Below are 18040 nucleotides of genomic sequence, written 5' to 3'. Positions count from 1 at the left end.
TTGACGAATTCGTCATGATTCGAACGCGATAGGCTACCCTCACGCACACCGCAGAGCAGGAGCAGACCGTGACCGAAGGCAACCGCGTCGAGCGCCGCAAGGCACGCACCAGAGCCGCGCTGGTCCGCGCAGCTCAAGGGCTTCTCGCCAGCGGAAACACCAACGCACCGGTCCTCGAGATCACACAGGCAGCCGACGTCAGCAACGGATCGTTCTACAACTACTTCGAGAGCAAGGAAGAGCTGTGGCAAGCGGCCATCGACTCCGCCCTCGAATCGGCAGGTGACTATCTCGACTCGCTCACCGTCGACCTGGACGACCCGGTCGAAAAGTTCACCCAGTCCTTTCGATTGTCCGGACGGCTCTTCCGCCTCGAACCGGAACTGAGCCGTGTCCTGCTCAACTCCGAGGCCGCGGCGTTCGCCGCAGCCGGGGGCCTGGCCCCGCGTTCGCGTCGTGATATCGAATCAGCCGCCGCACAAGGACGATTCGATGTGGACGACGCGGATGTCGCACTTGCCATCGTGGCCGGTTCTCTGCTGTCGATGGGCCGACTGCTGCTCGCCCAACCCGAGCGCGACGAAGCGGCAACCGTGGACGGCACGACACAGCGCGTTCTACGGGCACTCGGAATCTCTGCAGACGAAGCCGAAATCCTCTGCAGCCGAGAACTTCCGACGTCGTACAGCGGCGGAGTTCACGCAGCGATCGACCCCTCGGGCCAGCCGATCACATAGCCGACCAGAGTCAGTCGTCCACGGCCCTGAGCGCGACGCTCAGCGCCTCTTGCGCCGATATGTCCGCGTCGATCGCACTGCGCAACTCGGCATCGTCGAGGTCGACCGACAACGGGACATCGGTGTCGGACTGTCCACGTAGATCGGCCAGTACGTGCTCCCGATCCTTTGCTCGCCGATAGTCGGCAAGGGCCTCGTCCTGCTTCTCTCGTGCGGTGGCCACGACGTCAGGCCCGGTGGTGTCGCGCGGGGACGTGTGCAGGCATCTCGACAGGCAACGGTGCGGCTCCGCGTTCGACCTCACGATCACTACCTCGCGTGCTCATCTTCATGAAGTTCTGCAGTTCGTCGTGGATAGGTGTGTCGGTCATGAGACTCGACCTTCTCGACCTACGTTGCGCAGGTCGGTTCGGTTTCGCTGAACCATTGTGTGCGCTGAACGAGCGGCGTGACACCGACCCTACGGCCTTTCCTCCAACTCGGTCCACGCTGCGCCGAACATCGTCGACCGGAACTCCGTTGCTATCGACGAGCGAGGGGCTCGGAGTCTACTGTCGTTAACACGTCGACTAGGTCGATCGCGAAGAAGCGGCAGTCGATGGCCGACCCTCCGTACACGGCGGACGGTAGCGGCGACTCGAACCTCGGCAAACCTTCCTACCGAGGACACATGCTGTTGGCCCGGCGCACGTGCGGCAGCGGCATTCGACGTACAGGATCGAGTCCAAGTGCTCACCTACAGTTTCAACCTCGATTACCGCGGCATATGCCCGATCTGTGAGCAGATCACGTTGGGAGAGAACGTCATCGATTCGCAGGCGGTCGGACCGACCAACAGCCGCATCTATGCCTTCTGTGACGCCTGCGGATGGGAAGGACCTGGCTGACGGCTCAGCCGATCACCGGCTTGCGGTCCTTCGTCAATTCGTCGAGCTCTGCCTGCATCGCCGAGTGAACTCGGTGCGCGAAATCCTCTGCGGACTCGTCGGGCTCGGGACGCATCGGCGCCAGAACCGACGTCTGAAGCTTCGTCGGTAGAGGTAGATACGGAAGCAACCCGACCACCCCCACATTCACGCCCCAGGGAATGGATACCGACAGCGGCAGCGTCTTGACCCGAAATGCCGTCTTGTCCAATCGGAGCGCCTTGGCGATACGACGTCCACTGCTGAGGACGAGGAGTGACTCACCCGCGCCCGCGGTCACGACCGGAACTATCGGCACCCCGGCTTCCATTGCGAGACGCGCGTAACCACTGCGTCCGGCGAAGACGATTTCGTTTCGGTGCCGCCACGACTTCAGCGCATCGAGGTCACCGCCCGGAAAGACCAGGACATTGTGCCCCTCTTCGAATGCGTCGAGAGCATTCTCTCGAGCGGCCGGCCGCGCACCGAAGGGCTCGAGCAACTTTCCTGCACGCAGTGTCCACGCGATCTGGTGCGTCAACGCGATCACTTCCCTGGACAGGCCCAGATCGTCGTACGCTGCCGCGAACGCGAACACGTTCAGATCGATCACGCCCCCGAACCCGTGATTACACACGAACAACACCGGCTCATCGGGAACCGGTTGCGCGACGGACACTTCGAGGCGGTTGTAGAGACGGACCGCATTGATTCCCATGGCCCGAATCGCGCGAGGTACTTTGTGCATGCGCGCACTCTAGCGGGCGCCCACGCATTTCCGGGTTGGATCCATCGGAGTTCGGACCAGCCGGCGGCGACGAAGTGGCCCGCGAGCTCACGACGCGACGCACCGGAGCCTGGATCGAGTACTGCATCCGACGACACCCTCGACTAGAAAGTAGCGAAGTGACCGATTCCGAAATCCAACGATGGCAAGACATGAAGTGGAACAACCACACTCGTGACTTAGACGTGGACGGATCGCGTATCCACCTCGTCGACCTGAATCCGACCGCAGACGAGGTGGTGATCTTTCTGCACGGCATTTCGGCTAGCTGGCGCTGGTTCATCGAGATCCTGCCCGAGGTCGCGCGGTCGCGTCGAGCCATCGGCATCGACCTCCCAGGCTTCGGTGGCTCGCAATTCTCACGAGGGCACAGCAGCTTCGCCGCACTCGCCGACTCTGTCGCCGCAGCGTGCGCGAGCCTCGGTATCACGCGCGCAACGTTCGTCGGACACTCCATGGGTTCGATCGTGGCGACGCGGCTGGCGGCGGATCACCCCGGGCTGGTCGAGCGGCTCGTCGTCACCGGCGGACCGATCCTCTCGCTCACCGGCCTCACACGACGTCCGATCAGCACCATCCGTGATCAACCACGCGCGGTGGCGACCCTGTTGGCAGAGTTGGTCACGATCGGCCTCCCCATGCCGAACTGGTTGGCGCACAGGGCCGCACGATCACCCCTGCTCCTCAAGGCCGCCCTCGGACCGTTCGTGAACCGGACCGACCGACTCGACCCCGAGCTCATGGACCAGGTGATGTCCACACTGGGCGCACCCGGATCGTTCCCGGCGCTGCTGTCCACCGCATCCGCCGACCCGAGTGCCGGTCTGGAGCGCATCACCTGCCCGACGCGGATAATTCGTGGACCGGGTGATCCCCTGTCGCCACCCACCGACGTTCAGCGGTTCCTCGACGCCGTTCCCGCCGCGATCGCGGTCGAGATCGAGGGCACCGGACATTGGCCGCACATCGAGAAGCCGGTCGAGTTCCTGGCCGAACTGATTGCATTCCTGGACATTCCGGTCAAGCAGCCCTGACCTCTTCGAGCACGGCCGAATGGTGCCCCACCGTCGGTGGGACACCATTCGGCCGTGTCGTGGAAGGCTTACACGCCCGCGGACACCGCGAAGTAGTGCCCCCATTGCCGGTTCACGAACTCGCTCAGCTCGCGCGTGGCATCCGCACCCGATGCCGATGAGCGCCAGGCAGTGTGACCGTCGGGGCGAACGAGCACCGCCCCGGTCTCACCCACCTCGTACAGGCGAATCAGCTCGTCACGATCGGCACCGGCCGGTACTTCGGCAGAGATCAGAGTGACGCCGGGCCCGACATTCTCGAGTTCCGACACCACGCCTGCCCAACTGTCGCCGGCAAAGGTGAACAGCGACAACTTGTTCGGGGCGAGTGTCTCGTGCACCGGCACCTGCTCTCCACCCACCGAGACCATCGCGTGGGGGAGTCTTGCCCCCGGGTAGGTCGTGGGCAGGTAATCCACCACGTCTTCGGCTGGCTTTGCCGACGGGTCCCGTGCGATCAACGGACTGGCGTAGAGGTAACCGAACTGCAAGCCGATCGACACGAAATGCTCGACCTGAAGCGGGATGGCGTCGGCGATCTCGCGACGAAGCTGGGCGGACCCGGGTGCGTCGGGATCGACTTTGTGCGATCGCGCCATCTGCTTCCGGGTGGCAGCGGCAGCCAGTGGCGCGATCAGCTTTCCCGGAACCTTGTTCAGCGGCGGCCGACCCACCACCTGAGTCGCTTTCGCCAACATCTTGTTGGTGATGCCCACCCTCTTCCCGATGTCGTCCATCCGGAAGTGGTTCGCCACACTCTGCTCGGCGAACTTCTCCACCACCGGACGACGCTCGGTCTCGTAGGTGTCCAACAGAGACGGGGACGCGGTGCCGGACAGAACGGCGTCGAGCTTCCAGGCCAGATTGTGGGCATCCTGAACACCCGAGTTCAGCCCGAAACCACCGGTGTGCGGAAACCGGTGCGCCGCATCGCCGAGCAGGAGCAGACGGCCACGGCGGAACGCATCGGCGGTCTGTGAGGTCATCACCCACGTCCCGGTCGACTCCAGATCGAACTCGTGGTTTCCCAACACCTTCGGCAGCGTGCGTGACCAGTAGGCTCGACTGTCCTTGGCGATCTCCTGTTCGGGGTGCAGGTACGCGGTCATCAGGATGTATCGATGGTCGGCGTGCGCGATCATCACTCCGCACAACTCCGGTGTGAAGATCCAACTGAGCAGCGGCCGAGCGTCATCGGGAAAGAGTGTCTTCGAGGTGAAGAAGGCACTACCCATGTTCGCAAGGACCGGTCCGGTCAAGCCCACACCGGTGCCGTCTCTTGTCGCGCTGTTCGCACCATCGCATGCCAGCACGTACTCGGCCTCGATCTCGGCCACTCCGCTTGCGCAACGCCCACGCACACGTGCACCGGACGAGTCGGTGTCGACGGACTCGACAGCGCATCCGCGGCGAAACTCGATCAGCGGTTCGGCGTCGAGCGCATTCCACAGTGCCGGCATCAACAGATGCTGACCGATGTGCGAGACCAGGAACGGACTCTGACTCTCGACGATTGCCTTGCGCTCGGGATCCGAGAGCAGGTCGATCGAACCGATGGCCTCGTCCGCGAGATTCCCGAACCAGCTGATGAGATTGACGGTCTCGTGCGGCGGCGACATCGCAGCGATCGAGCGCGCCAACTCGGAGCTGTATTCGTTCCAGATCTCGAGAGTGCGGGCGTTGATCACGTGCGCGGCGGGATGAAACAGCGGCGCGTTGCGGCGCTCGAGAACGACACTGCGAATCCCTCTGCGTGCCAACAGCAACGCGGCGGTACAACCGGCCGGTCCGGCTCCGACCACGGCGATCGGCACGGTCATCGGACCACCGTCTCCTGCATCCCCAGATCGATGGCTCCGTCGGCGGTCCTGATACCGGCAGTGATCACATCGTCGACCGAAAGGTAATCGGGATTCTTCGCCTGCCGGGCGAAGAAGAACTTCCACTTCAGCGCCGGCGGAATCAACTCACCGATCTTCTGCACGATCTTGGGCGGCGCGGAAATGGCGGTGCCGATCGGTGTTCCGGTGAGGAGTACGTCGCCGGCAGTCATGTTCTGGAAGCGGGCCAGCCTGGTGAGCGCCTCGGCCGGCGGAGTGATCAGGTCGTTGCCGATCGTCTGGTCCTGGCGCGTCTCGCCGTTGACCGCCAGCGTCATGTGCAGCTCGGGGATGCGGCGGAGCTCGTCGTTGTCCAACAGCACCAACCGAGGCCCCAACGGGGTGAACGTGGGATACGACTTGCTCTCGTACACCTGAACTTTCGTCAACTGGATCTCCCGCGCGGACACATCGTTCGCTACGATCACCCCGGCTACGTAATCCGAGAGGTTCTCGTCGGTGACCGTCGTACCGATGGGAATCTCGGCACCGACGACGATCCCCAGTTCGATCTCGTAGTCCAACAGCGCCACCTCGGGTGGCTGGCGGATGGGATCGAACGGACCACTGATCGACGCCGAGGACTTACGAAAGAACGTCGGCTGCAACGTGTTCGGATCGGAACCCGCATCGATCGCGTGCGACCGATAGTTGAGCAGCTGCGCCACCACCCGGCACGGTGTGGTGACCGGAGATACGAGCTCCAGCTCGTCGACACTCGACCCCGCACCCGACGCGCCGGTGATGGCCTCGCGGTCGGCAAGAAGTTCGCGGGTGGTCTCGGCCGTCGTCTCGATACGAATTGCACGGTCGCCGTCGAGGCGCCACCAACCGTCGATGGTCCGGACTACGTTGACTGACATGTGAGTCTCTATCCCCCTGGTTCGATCGAAATCGGCGCGGTCACAATGTTTTCGGTGTGATGGTCTTCTTGTTCGCGACCACCGGATGGCCCGGCCGAGTTCCGGCCTCGCGTCGGCGAAGCTCCTCGTGCGGCACGCCGTTGCGCAGCTGGCTGAGCAGGTAATCGGGGTCGATGTTGACGCCGATCGGGTTCTGGGCGAACTCCTCTGTGAAGAAGAACGCCGCGGTGTTCTCGGCGTCGAAGTTCTCGACCTGGAACTCGAGGCGCACCCCGTCGGGATCCTCGTAGTAGAGCGAGATCGTCGGTCCGTGATTGATCGACCAGACGGGGAGGATGCCCAACCGCTTGAGCCGCACGTAGTTCTCCAACAACCGCTCGAGCGAAACGAACGTCAACGCGATGTGATCGATCCCGTATGCCTTGCGCTTGAACTTGGAGAACGGGAAAAGGAACCTGACGGGCTTCGGAACGGCGATGATCGCCAGTCGATGCGACTCGTCGTCCCAGGTCAAGAACGTGATTCCCTCGTCCTGGTAGACGATCTCGGCACCGAACACCGCTCCGTACCAGCGCACCATCTCCTCGGTGCGAGCCGACTTGACCACCCAGTGGGCGATGAGATCGGGCGCAACCCTCGGCGCTTTCCGACTCCCTGCATCCTGCGTCGCACTCATCGAACGAGCCTTTCCTCGGGTCACCTGTTGTGACCTACGCTACGACCACTTTGACTGGTAGTCAAGAAATTGATCGACCGTCAGGAGAGATCGCGCCGCGTGGGCTAATGTCGGATCGGTGTCGAACAACTCGCCCACCGGTGCCGAGCGGTCTCGCCGTGCCCGCCCCCGACTGGACCGTCGGCAGGCCTTGATCGACGCCGCCATCGAGCTGCTGGCCGAGGGCAACAGCGCCGACATCAGCGCGGCCGCGATCTCCCGTCGAGCGGGCGTCGCACACGGACTGCTGTTCTACTACTTCACCGACAAACAAGGCCTGGTCGCGGCCGCCCTCGCCGACGTGCTGTCGAAGCTGGCCGAATTTCAGGAGCCCGCCGCCGACGAGACATCCGTGCGCGCACGCATGGAAGGTTTCGTGCGACGCCACATCGAATTTCTCGAGCGCCACCGTGCCCTCTACGTCCGAGTGGTCCGGGAAGGTGAATTGGGCGATTCCGTCGTCGAACATGCCGTCCGAGAGGCACGGGCCGAAGGCGCACGTCAGGTCGCAGCCCTGGCCGAGCTGCCCGATCCACTGTCCCCACTCCAGGCGGCCGCGATCTCCGGATGGACCGGCTTTCTCGACCGCACAGCAGACGCCTACTTCGACACTCCAGGGCTCGAACTCGATGCGATCGTGGCGCTGGTGGTCGACGCCTTCGAAGCGGTCGTCGACGCATCGAAGTAGACCCACCGGCGTCTCGGAAGAGGTCAGAACGACCATATTTGCCCACGCTCCTGCACCTGATATTGAGCAATATGCACCCTGCGGGGCTCAGCACTTGCGCAACAACGCAGGCTGCTGGTGCACTGTCTCCCATCGCAGCTCAGTTGCATCCTCTCGGCGATTCGAAACCCGAACGCCCGCCCGGACCGCAGAACCGCACTCGGTTCTCCCTCGTCCGCTCTACTTTTTTCGTGCCCCCGGCACATTCGACGTCGATTCAGGAGCACCTGTCATGACCAGCATCAGTCCCGCCGATCACCGCTCACCCACCGGTGATCACCACGATCTGCACGAGCTCGCCCAGCGGGTGCTGTGGCTGTCGACGTCGATGATTCACCATGCCAATCGAATTCGGCCCAACCCGACCGGACTCAAGGTCGGCGGCCACCAAGCCTCCTGCGCGTCGATGGTCTCGATCATGACCTCGCTGTGGTTCGAGCAGCTGCAGCCAGGCGACCGCGTGTCGGTCAAGCCTCATGCCTCGCCGGTGCTGCACGCGATCAACTACCTGCTGGGTGAGCTGGACCAGAAGTACCTGACGACACTGCGCGCATACGGCGGTCTGCAGTCCTACCCTTCGCGGGCCAAGGACCCGGACACCGTCGACTACTCCACCGGATCGGTCGGCATCGGTGCCACGGCACCGATCTGGGGAGCGATGTCCCGACGCTTCGTCGAGGACCGGTTCGGCCCGGAGGAATCCACACCGAAGACGCCCGGATTCAGCGGACGGCAGTACTCGTTGGTCGGCGATGCGGAACTCGACGAAGGCGCGGTCTGGGAGGCGATCATCGACCCGGGCATAGCCGAACTCGGCGAGATCGTCTGGATCGTCGACCTCAATCGTCAGTCGCTGGACCGAGTGGTCCCCAACATCGCCGCCCGTCGCCTCGAGAAGATGTTCGACGCCGCCGGCTGGCAGGTCATCACCGTCAAGTTCGGCCGGTTGCTCGAAGACCTGTTCGCCAAGCCGGGCGGCGACGCATTGCGCACGCGCATTCTGGACATGCCGAACCCGGAATACCAACGTCTGCTGCGCTGCACCGCCGAGGAGGTGCGCACCAGACTTCCGGGATCGGGTCCCGACGCCACCGCCATTGCCGACCTGATCGCCGATCTCGACGACACACTACTGACCGAGTCCATTCGCAACCTGGGTGGACACGATCTGGATGCGTTGCGCGAGGCCTACTCTCGCATCGACGACACCCGACCCACCGTGATCGTCGCGTACACGGTCAAGGGATTCGGCCTGCCGACCCAGGGGCATCCGCAGAACCACTCCTCGCTGTTGACCGTCGAGGAATACGCAGAACTCGCACGTACCCTCGGCACCGATCCCGAACAGCCCTGGGGACGCTTCGATTCCGACAGCGGACCCGGCCGGCTGTGCACTGCCACCGCCGAACGGCTACGCCGCGAACCGATTCCGGCGTCGACGCCACCTGCCGTCCCCACCGACATCGGACGCACCCCCAAGGGCACGGCCACCACGCAGGCCGCGCTGGGACGCACCCTGATCGACCTCACCCGAGAAGCCCCCGACGCGGCTCGTCGTGTCGTCACGGTCAGTCCCGACGTCAGTTCGACCACCAACCTCGGCGGTTGGGTCAACAAGGTCGGCGTCTGGTCGTCGTCGGATCGACACGACTGGTTCGGCGACGACGCCGAGACGATCATGCACTGGCGCGAAGGGCCGTCCGGTCAGCACATGGAACTCGGTATCGCAGAGACCAACCTGGTCGGCCTGATGGGCGAGCTCGGTGCCACGTGGAGCCGGTGGGGAGAGCCGCTGTTCCCGATCGGTGTCATGTACGACCCCTTCGTCGAGCGCGCACTCGAGCCGTGGTCGTACGGCATCTACGCGGGTGGTCAATCGATTCTGGTCGGCACGCCGTCGGGAGTCACCCTGGCCGCGGAAGGTGGTGCGCACCAGTCGATCAAGACCCCGTCCATCGGACTGGAGCAGCCCGGCTGCATCACCTACGAGCCCGCATTCGCCATCGACGTCGAATGGACACTGCTTGCCAGCATCGGCCGACTCGGACGCCCCGACGGCTCCTCGGCATACCTGCGTCTGTCGACGCGTCCCGTCGATCAGTCGAAGGCGGACGTCCCCAGCGATCCGGCTGCCCGGGAACGCAGGCGTCGGCAGGTCGTCGCGGGCGGCTATCCGCTGGTGCGTCGAGACGGAGCAACGGTGACCATCGCCGCCATGGGCGCGTTGATGACCGAAGCCCTGGACGCCGCAGAGCGTTTGGAGCGAATCGGTGTCATCGCCGACGTTCTGTGCATCACCAGCCCTGGCGAGCTCTACCGCGCGCTCCAGGCGCGGCAAGGACACCACGTCGGCGAATCCTGGATTCTCGATCAGCTGCTGCCCGCCGACCGGGCGACCCCGATGGTGACGGTGCTCGACGGGCATCCACACACCCTCGCGTTCCTCGCCACCGTCAACAGGGTTGCGTCGACATCGTTGGGCGTGAGCAACTTCGGACAGGTGGGCTCACTCGACGAGGTGTACAAGCACCACCGAATCGACACCGATTCCATCGTGGGCGCAGCTCTCGATGTGACCGGTCGGTGACAGGGCTCCTTCGACAGAGAACGCAGCCATGACCGCATCGTCGACGGTGCCGCTCGCCACCTCGGCGATGTCGGGTTTGCTCGAAAAGGGTTACACAGCACATCGTCTCGACTGATCAGCGAACATCTCGATCGCCCCGCTCGCACGTGCGGGGCGATCGGCGTTTCACGCGAGGTACTCCGCGAGTCCGTTCAGGGTGGCGGTAAGCTTCTTCCTGAACGTGCCCTGCAGCGCCTTGCCCACCACTCCGAACAACAACGGACTGGTCACCTCCAGCTCGAGGGTGACGGCGGAGCCGCCTCCGCGAGCGGCGCAGTTCATCGTCAGCCGAATCTTCGATCCGGTCGACCCGGCACCCACCAGGACCAATTCCTCCGGCGCACGCAGACTTTCGACCTGGAACTCGATGGTGTCGATGATGCTCGCGATCTTGATCTTCTCGACCATCGTCGACCCGACTTCGAGGTCCCTCGGGGGCGTCTCCACCCACTCCTCGTGCAGGGCATGCCACTTCTCGAAGGTGCTGACGTCGGACAGAGTTGCCCACACGTCGTTCTGCGAGGCAGGCAGTTCCTGCGTCATGGTGATGTTCAGCATCGGAGGTTCCTTCGCTCGAGGACGGTGTTTCACCACTACGCCATAGGATTGATCGGAAGTCAATATTGACCTCAAGTCAAGTACCGTTTAGTTTCGTGACACACGCCTCACAGCCACGGGGCCGAACCGGAAGACGAGCCATGACGACGACCGAAGCGCTGCCCATTGCAACCGCCACCGATGTGATCGCCAACCTTCGAGCCCTCGTGCCCGACCTGAAGGCCGGAGCCGCCGAGAACGAGAAGGCACGACGCCTCTCCGAGGACACCGTCGACGCCCTCCGCCGCGCTGGCGCATTTCGAGTCGCAGCACCGGCGAAGTTCGGCGGACTCGAAACCGACCTGCGCACCATGCTCGACGTGTCCGCGATCATCGCCGAAGGTGACGCCGGTGCCTCCTGGGTGACCACCCTGTCCAACGTGAACAACTGGGCTGCAGGCCTTTACAGTGACGCGGCTCAGGCCGAGATCTACGCCGACGGCCCCGACGCCATCATTTCCGGCGTCGTCACCCCGGGCGGCACCGCCCGGAAGGTCGAGGGCGGCTACCGACTGACCGGAACATGGCCCTACGCCTCGGCCAGCCTGCACTCGCAGTGGTTCACCGGCGGAATCATCGTCAACGACGACGACGGCGACATGCTCGACCAGGGTATGGCGCTGCTCCCGCGCACGGACTACCGCATCGACGACACCTGGTACGTGGCAGGCATGCGTGCATCCGGGAGCAACACCGTCGTCGCCGAGGACGTCTTCGTCCCCGAACACCGGATGCTGTCGATGATCCCGGCATTCAGCGGTGCCAACGTTGCCGAACGTACCGACTCCGCCTTCGCCCGTTCGGCCTTCGGACCCATGCTCGTCATGGTCCTCGTCGGTCCACAGCTCGGAATGGGCCGCGCTGCAGTGGAACTGGTACGAAAGAAGGCCGCAGAGAAGGCCCTCGCCTACACCGTGTTCGACCGTCAGGCCGATTCGGTGGCATTCCAGATGCTGCTCGCCGAAGCAGCGCTGAAGGTCGACACCGCGCACCTGCACGCCTACCGCGCAGCAGAGGACGTCAAGCGGTGGGCCGAGGCCGGCGAGTACCCGGACCTGCTCTCCCGTGCGCGTGTTCGCGGCGACGCAGCCGTTGCACTACGGAGCATCAACGAGGCGCTGAACATGCTCGTCGACGCCACCGGTGCCGGAGCCTTCGCCGAAGTCAATGCTCTGCAGCGCATTTGGCGCGACTCCAATGTCGGTGCTCGCCATGCCGTCATGCTGCCACGAGTGTCGATCGAGACCTACGGCAAGGCGCTGCTCGGTTTCGATCTGCACGACCACATCACCCCGATCATCTGATGACGTCCTAGGCTCGTACCGAGCCCTCGGTGACAGCCGGACGGGCAGGCCAAGGCAGATAGGACTTTCGGTGCCAGATCGTTCCGCCAAACCGGTTGCCCGAGCCAACCGGGCCACCGCCCGAGCGGCCGAGACCCGGCAGCGAATCGTCGACGCAGCGGCGAGCCTGTTCGCCGAGGCCGACTACGACAAGGTCGCCGTCTCGGACATCGTCGAGTCGGCCGACGTTGCCCACGGCCTCCTGTTCCACTACTTCGGCAACAAGAGGGGCATCTACCTCGAGGCGATGCGGGCCACCGCCGCGGCCATGTCGGAGGCCTTCGCGGACATTCCCGATTCGACACCCGACATCCAGATTCGGGCTGCGCTGACCAGCCACCTGAACTATCTCAGCCGGCACCGAGGACTGGCGTTACGAATGGTGTTGGGCGGCAGAGGCGCAGACCCCGAAGCCTGGGAAGTGTTCGAGAACGCGCGAACCGCAGTGCTGGAGGCGGCGGCCACGCAACTCGGACTCGACGCGGAGAACGCAAGCGTCGGACTCGTCGGGCACAGCATCGTCGCGGCAATCGACGGCGCGACGGCCCGATGGCTCGAACAGGACGCCAGAATCGACGTCGAGCAGATGGTCGAATGGTTGGTGCACATCATCGTCGCGTGCCTGCGTACCGCACCCGTCCTGGACCCGACCCTGAACGTCGACGACGCTGTCGAGGCAATCCTCGGACGCGGCTAGGTTACCGACCGACGCCCGCGAACCCTGGTCACCACAGTCGATACGACGACCACGAGGGCTGCGAGAATTGCGGTGTATCCCACCGTGGAATTGGTCAGCTCGCCGGACAGGCGACCCTGCGCCAGCCATCCCAGTCCCCACCCGATCGACAGCATCGGAGCGATCGCTCCGCGCGAGTAGCGGGCGAGCAGCAGCCCTACTGCCGCTGCAACGACGAGCACCACGATCGCCCAGACGGTTGCACCTGCACCGCCGGTGAACCCGAGGCTCACCAACCAGGCAGAGATGTTCGCGATCGTCGCGACACACACCCAACCGAGGTAGAGGCCCATCGTGCCGTCGGTGATCACTGCGTCGGCGACGCCCTCGGGCCGGAGCTGCTGCATCAGTACGAACACGCGCACGAGCGCCGCCAACAGCGCCACGATGACCAGCACGCTCAACCACACCTGGCCGAACTGGACCGCGAGAATCCAGGCCGGATTGAGCAACATCGACGCGATGATCGGTGCCCGCAGCGCATCGTGGCGTGCAGTGCGCCCGGGCAGGAGCTGCCAGACGGCATAGACGATCAACCCCGCGTAGATCACCGACCAGATCGAGAACGCGGGCCCCGCGGGTGCCACCAGAGTCGACGTGGCACTGAGCGCTCCGTCCGCCGCTTCGGCGATGGGCGTCCCGATCCATGCGCCCGACCCGAGAAAAGACACGACAACGGCCACGACCGCACTGAGAACGACGCCGATTTTCACAGTCGAGTTGATCCCCGATCGACGTGCAGTGCAAACACAGCAGCAGCCCGGTTCTGGTAGACACGCGGTGTGCATTCCTACTCGCGTTCGATCTCTGCTGCCGTCTGCTGCCTCGCGGTGGCCGTGACCGCCGGATGCAGTTCCACGCCGGAGCCCGCTCCCACGGAATCGACGTCTGCTCCGGAACCGCAGTACGAGTTCACAGGAGTGCCCGGCACCGTTCTCGATTCCGCGGACTTCGGTGATCGATCCCCCGCCCTCGCCGCGACCGGTGCCACGCTCTACCGATTCGTCTACGAATCGACATCGGGCGTCGACAATTCCCCCACCGCGGTCTCCGGGGTGGCAGCCGTTCCGGCGGGCACGCCGCCCGAGGGCGGGTGGCCGATCATCGTCTACGGGCACGGCACCACCGGTGTGCAGGCCGATTGCGGACCGACCCTGTATCCCGATCTGCTCGGATACCAATTTGCGGTGCAGGACTTCACCGCACTCGGGTACGTCACCGTGCTACCCGATTACCAGGGCCTGGGCACCGGCGGTGGCACCCACCCGTATCTGGAGCCGCGAACCACCGGAAACAACATGATCGACGCGGCTCGCGCGGCGCACACCGCGCTGCCCGACGTCTCCACGCGCTGGGCTGCCGTCGGCCTGTCGCAGGGTGGCCAAGCCGCCTGGGCTGCAAACGAACTCGCCGCTTCCTACGGTCAGGGCCTGGACCTGGTGGGATCGGTGTCGCTCTCGCCCCCGACAGATCTGAAGCCGTTGATTCGATCCAGTAACGACGGCACCCTGACCAGGCCGCAGAAGGAGCTGTTGCCGTACCTGCTCTACGGCGCTGAGCAGGTCGACCCCTCGATCGATCCGACGGACTACAGCGGCAGTGTCGCCGAGGCCAACAACGAACTGCTGCTCACCTGCTCGGGCGGCGACACCGCAGGCAAGGAGCGAGCCGTCCAGGCGATGGCACCCGACGAGTTCGCAGCCGACTCCACCGAATCCGAGCAGAAGCTGATCGACGTGGTCGATCGCTACACGCTCCCGCAGGTGCGAACGGAGGTACCGCTGTTCGTGGCGTACGGCGCGAAAGACGACGTCGTTCTGCCGCAGTGGACTGCCGGCGGTGTCGAGAAGGCCTGCGCCCTCGGCGATTCGGTCGTCGCCCAGGAACAGCCCGAACAGGGCCATGACGTCAGCGACGAAGCGGCAATGCAATTCCTGGCCGCCCGGTTCGCAGGACAGACGGTACCCAGCACATGCTGACGAGCGACTCTGCACCCGAACGAATCACCGAGTACACCCACGCCGGTCTCGTGTTCGACGTCCTCGACCAGGGACCGCTCGACGGCCCGGTCGTGTTGTTGCTGCACGGATTTCCCGAACGTGCATCGTCGTGGTCCGCGGTGATGGAGATACTCAACGAGCACGGGATGCGCACGATCGCACCGGATCAGCGCGGATACTCCCCACGCGCCCGGCCCACGAGGCGACGAGACTATCGCGTCGGCGCACTGGTGGGCGATGTGGTCGCCCTGATCGACCTCATCGGAACGCCGGTTCACCTGGTGGGACACGATTGGGGAGCGAACATAGCCTGGGTCACCGCCGGTCGTCGTCCCGACCTGGTCTCGTCTCTGACGGCGCTCTCGGTACCCCACCCCGGCGCATTCATGACCGGCCTGCTCAGCTCGAAACAGATACTGCATTCCTGGTACTTCGCGTTCTTCCAACTGCCGGTGCTGCCCGAGAAGTGGATGACGCAACCCGGCCGCAGGGCCGAAAGATGGTACGAGAAAAGCGGAATGACCGAAGCCGATCTCGAACGCACGCAGACGGAGATCGTCGACTACGGCGCGCTGCCCTTCGCCGTCGACTGGTATCGGGGCCTACCGTTCTCGAGCCCGGGCATCGGCCGCCTGCGCATCACCGTGCCGACGTCGATGGTCTGGAGTGACGGTGACACCTTCATCGGACGCTCCACCGTCGAGAGTGCCCAACGGTACGTCGATGCGGCCTACACACTGACCGTGTTGCCCGGCGTCTCGCACTGGATTCCGACACAGGCACCCGATGCGGCTGCCGCTGCAGTGATGCGATCGAGTGCTCCCCATGGCACTTGACCGCACCACTGCCGTCGGCATGCTCACCGAACTGGTCACGCAACGCACCGTGTCCGGCGACCCTGCGCCCCAACGTTCCTCGATGGACGCCGTCGTATCCCTTCTGAGGGCGCGGACGACCGGAGTTGCGGTCGAAGGCGATCGAGACGGCGCGCACCCGTGGCTGCTGATCACCAACGACGCCCCTCCCACGACCACGCGACTGATGTTCGCCTGCCACGTCGATACCGTTCCCGCGGGCGATCTTTCGAACTGGCAGTTCGATCCGTTCGCCGCGGACGTCGAGGGCGGAGTGATGCGAGGCCGGGGTACGTCCGATATGAAGGCAGGCCTGGTGGCCGCCACGGCCGCTGTGCTCGCCGCCTTCGAGAACGGTGTTCCTGCAGCACTGTTGCTCACGAGCGACGAAGAGATCGGCTCACTCGGAGCGCTCGCCGCCCGTCACGCCGTCGCCGAATGTTCGGTGGGTGCCGTGGTGGTGCCCGAGGCGACCGGAAACCAGGTGCATCTGGGCCACCGCGGAGCATTGTGGGTCGATGTCACCACCAAAGGCATTGCAGCACATGGTAGTACACCCCAGCGAGGCGAGAGTGCAATCATGAAGCTCGTCGACGTCCTGGCACGGGCACGCGACGAGCTCCCGCTGTCGACGGATCCGTTCCTCGGTGCCGAGACGTTCAACGTCGGGCTGATCGACGGGGGTTCGGCCCCCAACATCGTCCCGGACACCGCACACGTCGTCGTCGATCACCGGACCGTCGGTGACGGCTCGGCACTGCTGTCGTGGTGGCGGGATCAACCCGAGGTCGATCACATCGAGGCACGGATCGACCTGCCCGGTGTGCGGACGGCCGGTGGCAACAGCTGGATCGACGAGCTGCCGCATTCCGTTGCGAGAGAACCGGTCACGTACTTCACCGACGCGTCCATCATCGCCGCGGCGGCTCCCGGTGCGCCGATCGTCGTGTGGGGACCGGGGACGCCGGCCCTGATGCATGCCGCCGACGAAACCGTCACGCTCGACGAACTCGATGCGGCCATCACCGCCTACACCGCAGTGACACGCGCCTGGCCGACCGTCGACTGACGGACCACCAACTCTGGCTGCAGAGCGATGTGCGCGGTGCCCGTCTCGTCGCTGTTCATCGCCTGATCCAACAGCCGCGTGGCCTCGGCGGCAATCCGTTCCTGCGGCTGCCGGACGGTCGTCAGCGGCGGATTGCTCAACGCGGAGAACGGAATGTCGTCGAACCCGGTCACCATGACATCGGTCGGAACCGACAGTCCGAGAGCCTGGCAACTCTGCAACACACCGAGCGCGATCAGATCGTCGGCACACACCACCGCGTCGGGACGAGAGGCTGCTTCGAGTATGGGCCGAGACGACTCACGGCCCCAGTCGATCGAGTAGTCGCCCAACAGCGTCCACTCCTCTCGCGTCTCGATACCCACTCGCTCCGCGTGGCGGAAGAAGCCGGCTCGACGTAGCTCGGTCGACGAATTGGTGAGTTCGGAACTGATGAATGCCGCGCTCCGAACACCGAGACCGGCCAGGTGGTCCATCACCAGCGCCTGTGCGGCATCGTCGTCGACCCCGACCCAGTCGGTGTGGGTGTCGAGCGCGAACCGGTCGAGTTGAACGACAGGGATCGCGCGAGCCGTGGTGCGCACGGCCTCTGCGGACCGCTCGCCATGGCACGGGCTGATGATGATGCCGTCGACCTGACGCGAGACCAAGCTGCGCAGCCTCTGCGCTTCGACGTCAGGGTCGGATCGGGAGTCGCACAGAAACAACTGCAAGCCGCGCTGTGACAGCACATGCTCGACGTTGACCACCAGCGAGGTGAAGAAGGGATTGGCAATACTCGGCACCACCATGCCGACGGTGTCCGTTCTGTTGCGGCGCAGGGAACTGGCGATGATGTTGCCCGAATATCCCAGATCCTCGGCCGCCCGTCGGATGGTGGCAGCAACGTCTTCCGAGACCGGACGTGAACCCGAGAGCGCTCGAGACACCGTGGCTGTCGAGACGCCTGCGCGCTCGGCAACGTCGCGAATGGTTGCTTTACGCATCCAACTCCTACTCTCACGTGTGGACCCGAGGCTATCGAACCGCGCGGTCGCTTGCGTTGCTGTTTACACAGTAGAGGCAATCGTTTACATAAACGACTCCGAAATTCCTTGACACGAACGGGTACCGACCCCTTACGGTGCA

At 64.6% G+C, this 18040-nt stretch carries 18 protein-coding genes; 9 read left to right on the top strand and 9 right to left on the bottom strand.

Translation table 11 applies throughout. The annotated features are described in order from the left end of the window. Nucleotides 1-68: 68 nt before the first annotated feature. The gene (locus CH249_RS11345; RefSeq protein WP_094630495.1) at nucleotides 69-737 is read left to right on the top strand and encodes a TetR/AcrR family transcriptional regulator; all 669 of its coding nucleotides are present in this window, start codon (nucleotides 69-71) and stop codon (nucleotides 735-737) included. A gap of 10 nt (nucleotides 738-747) precedes the next feature. Here CH249_RS11345 and CH249_RS11340 read toward each other — a convergent pair whose 3' ends face one another. The 3 genes from CH249_RS11340 to CH249_RS11335 form a co-directional block, all read right to left on the bottom strand. Then, a complete protein-coding gene (locus CH249_RS11340) occupies nucleotides 748-960 on the bottom strand; it encodes a hypothetical protein (RefSeq protein WP_032405338.1) in 213 nt (70 codons plus the stop codon). A 4-nt stretch (nucleotides 961-964) separates the two neighbouring features. Then, nucleotides 965-1108: a hypothetical protein gene (locus CH249_RS27865; RefSeq protein ID WP_179272789.1), complete on the bottom strand. Its 144-nt coding sequence runs from the start codon at nucleotides 1106-1108 to the stop codon at nucleotides 965-967. 520 nt (nucleotides 1109-1628) lie between these two features. After that, nucleotides 1629-2390 (bottom strand): lysophospholipid acyltransferase family protein, encoded by a 762-nt coding sequence (locus CH249_RS11335; RefSeq protein WP_094646015.1) that lies wholly within the window; start codon nucleotides 2388-2390, stop codon nucleotides 1629-1631. Nucleotides 2391-2548: 158 nt separating this feature from the next. On the opposite strand from CH249_RS11335, the gene CH249_RS11330 reads away from it, so the two are divergent. Further along, nucleotides 2549-3463, top strand: coding sequence for an alpha/beta fold hydrolase (locus CH249_RS11330; RefSeq protein ID WP_094683433.1), 915 nt, complete (start codon nucleotides 2549-2551; stop codon nucleotides 3461-3463). A gap of 68 nt (nucleotides 3464-3531) precedes the next feature. On the opposite strand, the gene CH249_RS11325 is transcribed toward CH249_RS11330, so the two are convergent. Genes CH249_RS11325 through CH249_RS11315 form a run of 3 tightly spaced genes read right to left on the bottom strand, consistent with a single transcriptional unit; the run spans nucleotide 3532 to nucleotide 6921 of the window. Further along, nucleotides 3532-5322: an FAD-dependent monooxygenase gene (locus CH249_RS11325; protein ID WP_094683432.1), complete on the bottom strand. Its 1791-nt coding sequence runs from the start codon at nucleotides 5320-5322 to the stop codon at nucleotides 3532-3534. Beyond that, nucleotides 5319-6245, bottom strand: a complete 927-nt coding sequence (locus CH249_RS11320; RefSeq protein ID WP_094646018.1) for a fumarylacetoacetate hydrolase family protein — start codon at nucleotides 6243-6245, stop codon at nucleotides 5319-5321. The genes CH249_RS11325 and CH249_RS11320 overlap by 4 nt, the downstream gene beginning before the upstream one ends. Before the next feature lie 40 nt (nucleotides 6246-6285). Beyond that, on the bottom strand, nucleotides 6286-6921 hold the full coding sequence (locus CH249_RS11315; RefSeq protein ID WP_032397229.1) for a VOC family protein: 636 nt from the start codon (nucleotides 6919-6921) through the stop codon (nucleotides 6286-6288). 118 nt (nucleotides 6922-7039) lie between these two features. On the opposite strand from CH249_RS11315, the gene CH249_RS11310 reads away from it, so the two are divergent. Both CH249_RS11310 and CH249_RS11305 read left to right on the top strand, forming a co-directional pair. Beyond that, a complete protein-coding gene (locus CH249_RS11310; protein WP_032396596.1) occupies nucleotides 7040-7648 on the top strand; it encodes a TetR/AcrR family transcriptional regulator in 609 nt (202 codons plus the stop codon). A 271-nt stretch (nucleotides 7649-7919) separates the two neighbouring features. Further along, on the top strand, nucleotides 7920-10274 hold the full coding sequence (locus CH249_RS11305; protein WP_094683431.1) for a pyruvate dehydrogenase: 2355 nt from the start codon (nucleotides 7920-7922) through the stop codon (nucleotides 10272-10274). 165 nt (nucleotides 10275-10439) lie between these two features. On the opposite strand, the gene CH249_RS11300 is transcribed toward CH249_RS11305, so the two are convergent. Next, the gene (locus CH249_RS11300) at nucleotides 10440-10871 is read right to left on the bottom strand and encodes an SRPBCC family protein (RefSeq protein ID WP_032396598.1); all 432 of its coding nucleotides are present in this window, start codon (nucleotides 10869-10871) and stop codon (nucleotides 10440-10442) included. A gap of 140 nt (nucleotides 10872-11011) precedes the next feature. On the opposite strand from CH249_RS11300, the gene CH249_RS11295 reads away from it, so the two are divergent. Together CH249_RS11295 and CH249_RS11290 are read left to right on the top strand one after the other, a co-directional pair. Further along, the gene (locus CH249_RS11295; protein ID WP_094646020.1) at nucleotides 11012-12214 is read left to right on the top strand and encodes an oxidoreductase; all 1203 of its coding nucleotides are present in this window, start codon (nucleotides 11012-11014) and stop codon (nucleotides 12212-12214) included. A gap of 70 nt (nucleotides 12215-12284) precedes the next feature. Then, entirely contained in the window at nucleotides 12285-12950 is a 666-nt protein-coding gene (locus tag CH249_RS11290; protein WP_179273287.1) for a TetR/AcrR family transcriptional regulator, read from the top strand. On the opposite strand, the gene CH249_RS11285 is transcribed toward CH249_RS11290, so the two are convergent. Continuing rightward, on the bottom strand, nucleotides 12947-13702 hold the full coding sequence (locus tag CH249_RS11285; RefSeq protein WP_094683429.1) for a TspO/MBR family protein: 756 nt from the start codon (nucleotides 13700-13702) through the stop codon (nucleotides 12947-12949). The genes CH249_RS11290 and CH249_RS11285 overlap by 4 nt on opposite strands. Before the next feature lie 69 nt (nucleotides 13703-13771). Here CH249_RS11285 and CH249_RS11280 point away from each other — a divergent pair, with 69 nt between their 5' ends. The 3 genes from CH249_RS11280 to CH249_RS11270 are packed head-to-tail and all read left to right on the top strand — an operon-like array spanning nucleotide 13772 to nucleotide 16912. Beyond that, entirely contained in the window at nucleotides 13772-14968 is a 1197-nt protein-coding gene (locus CH249_RS11280; RefSeq protein ID WP_094683428.1) for a S9 family peptidase, read from the top strand. Continuing rightward, entirely contained in the window at nucleotides 14962-15825 is an 864-nt protein-coding gene (locus CH249_RS11275) for an alpha/beta fold hydrolase (RefSeq protein ID WP_094683427.1), read from the top strand. The genes CH249_RS11280 and CH249_RS11275 overlap by 7 nt, the downstream gene beginning before the upstream one ends. Further along, nucleotides 15815-16912, top strand: coding sequence for a M20 family metallopeptidase (locus tag CH249_RS11270; RefSeq protein ID WP_094657471.1), 1098 nt, complete (start codon nucleotides 15815-15817; stop codon nucleotides 16910-16912). The genes CH249_RS11275 and CH249_RS11270 overlap by 11 nt, the downstream gene beginning before the upstream one ends. Here CH249_RS11270 and CH249_RS11265 read toward each other — a convergent pair. Continuing rightward, the gene (locus tag CH249_RS11265) at nucleotides 16873-17898 is read right to left on the bottom strand and encodes a LacI family DNA-binding transcriptional regulator (RefSeq protein ID WP_045197198.1); all 1026 of its coding nucleotides are present in this window, start codon (nucleotides 17896-17898) and stop codon (nucleotides 16873-16875) included. The two genes, CH249_RS11270 and CH249_RS11265, sit on opposite strands and share 40 nt — an antisense overlap. Nucleotides 17899-18040: the final 142 nt, after the last annotated feature.

Source organism: Rhodococcus sp. 05-2255-3B1, assembly GCF_002258545.1.
Taxonomy (GTDB): Bacteria; Actinomycetota; Actinomycetes; order Mycobacteriales; family Mycobacteriaceae; genus Rhodococcoides.
The sequence above is the reverse complement of the archived record's forward strand: the minus strand, read 5'-3'. Positions and strand labels throughout refer to the sequence as shown.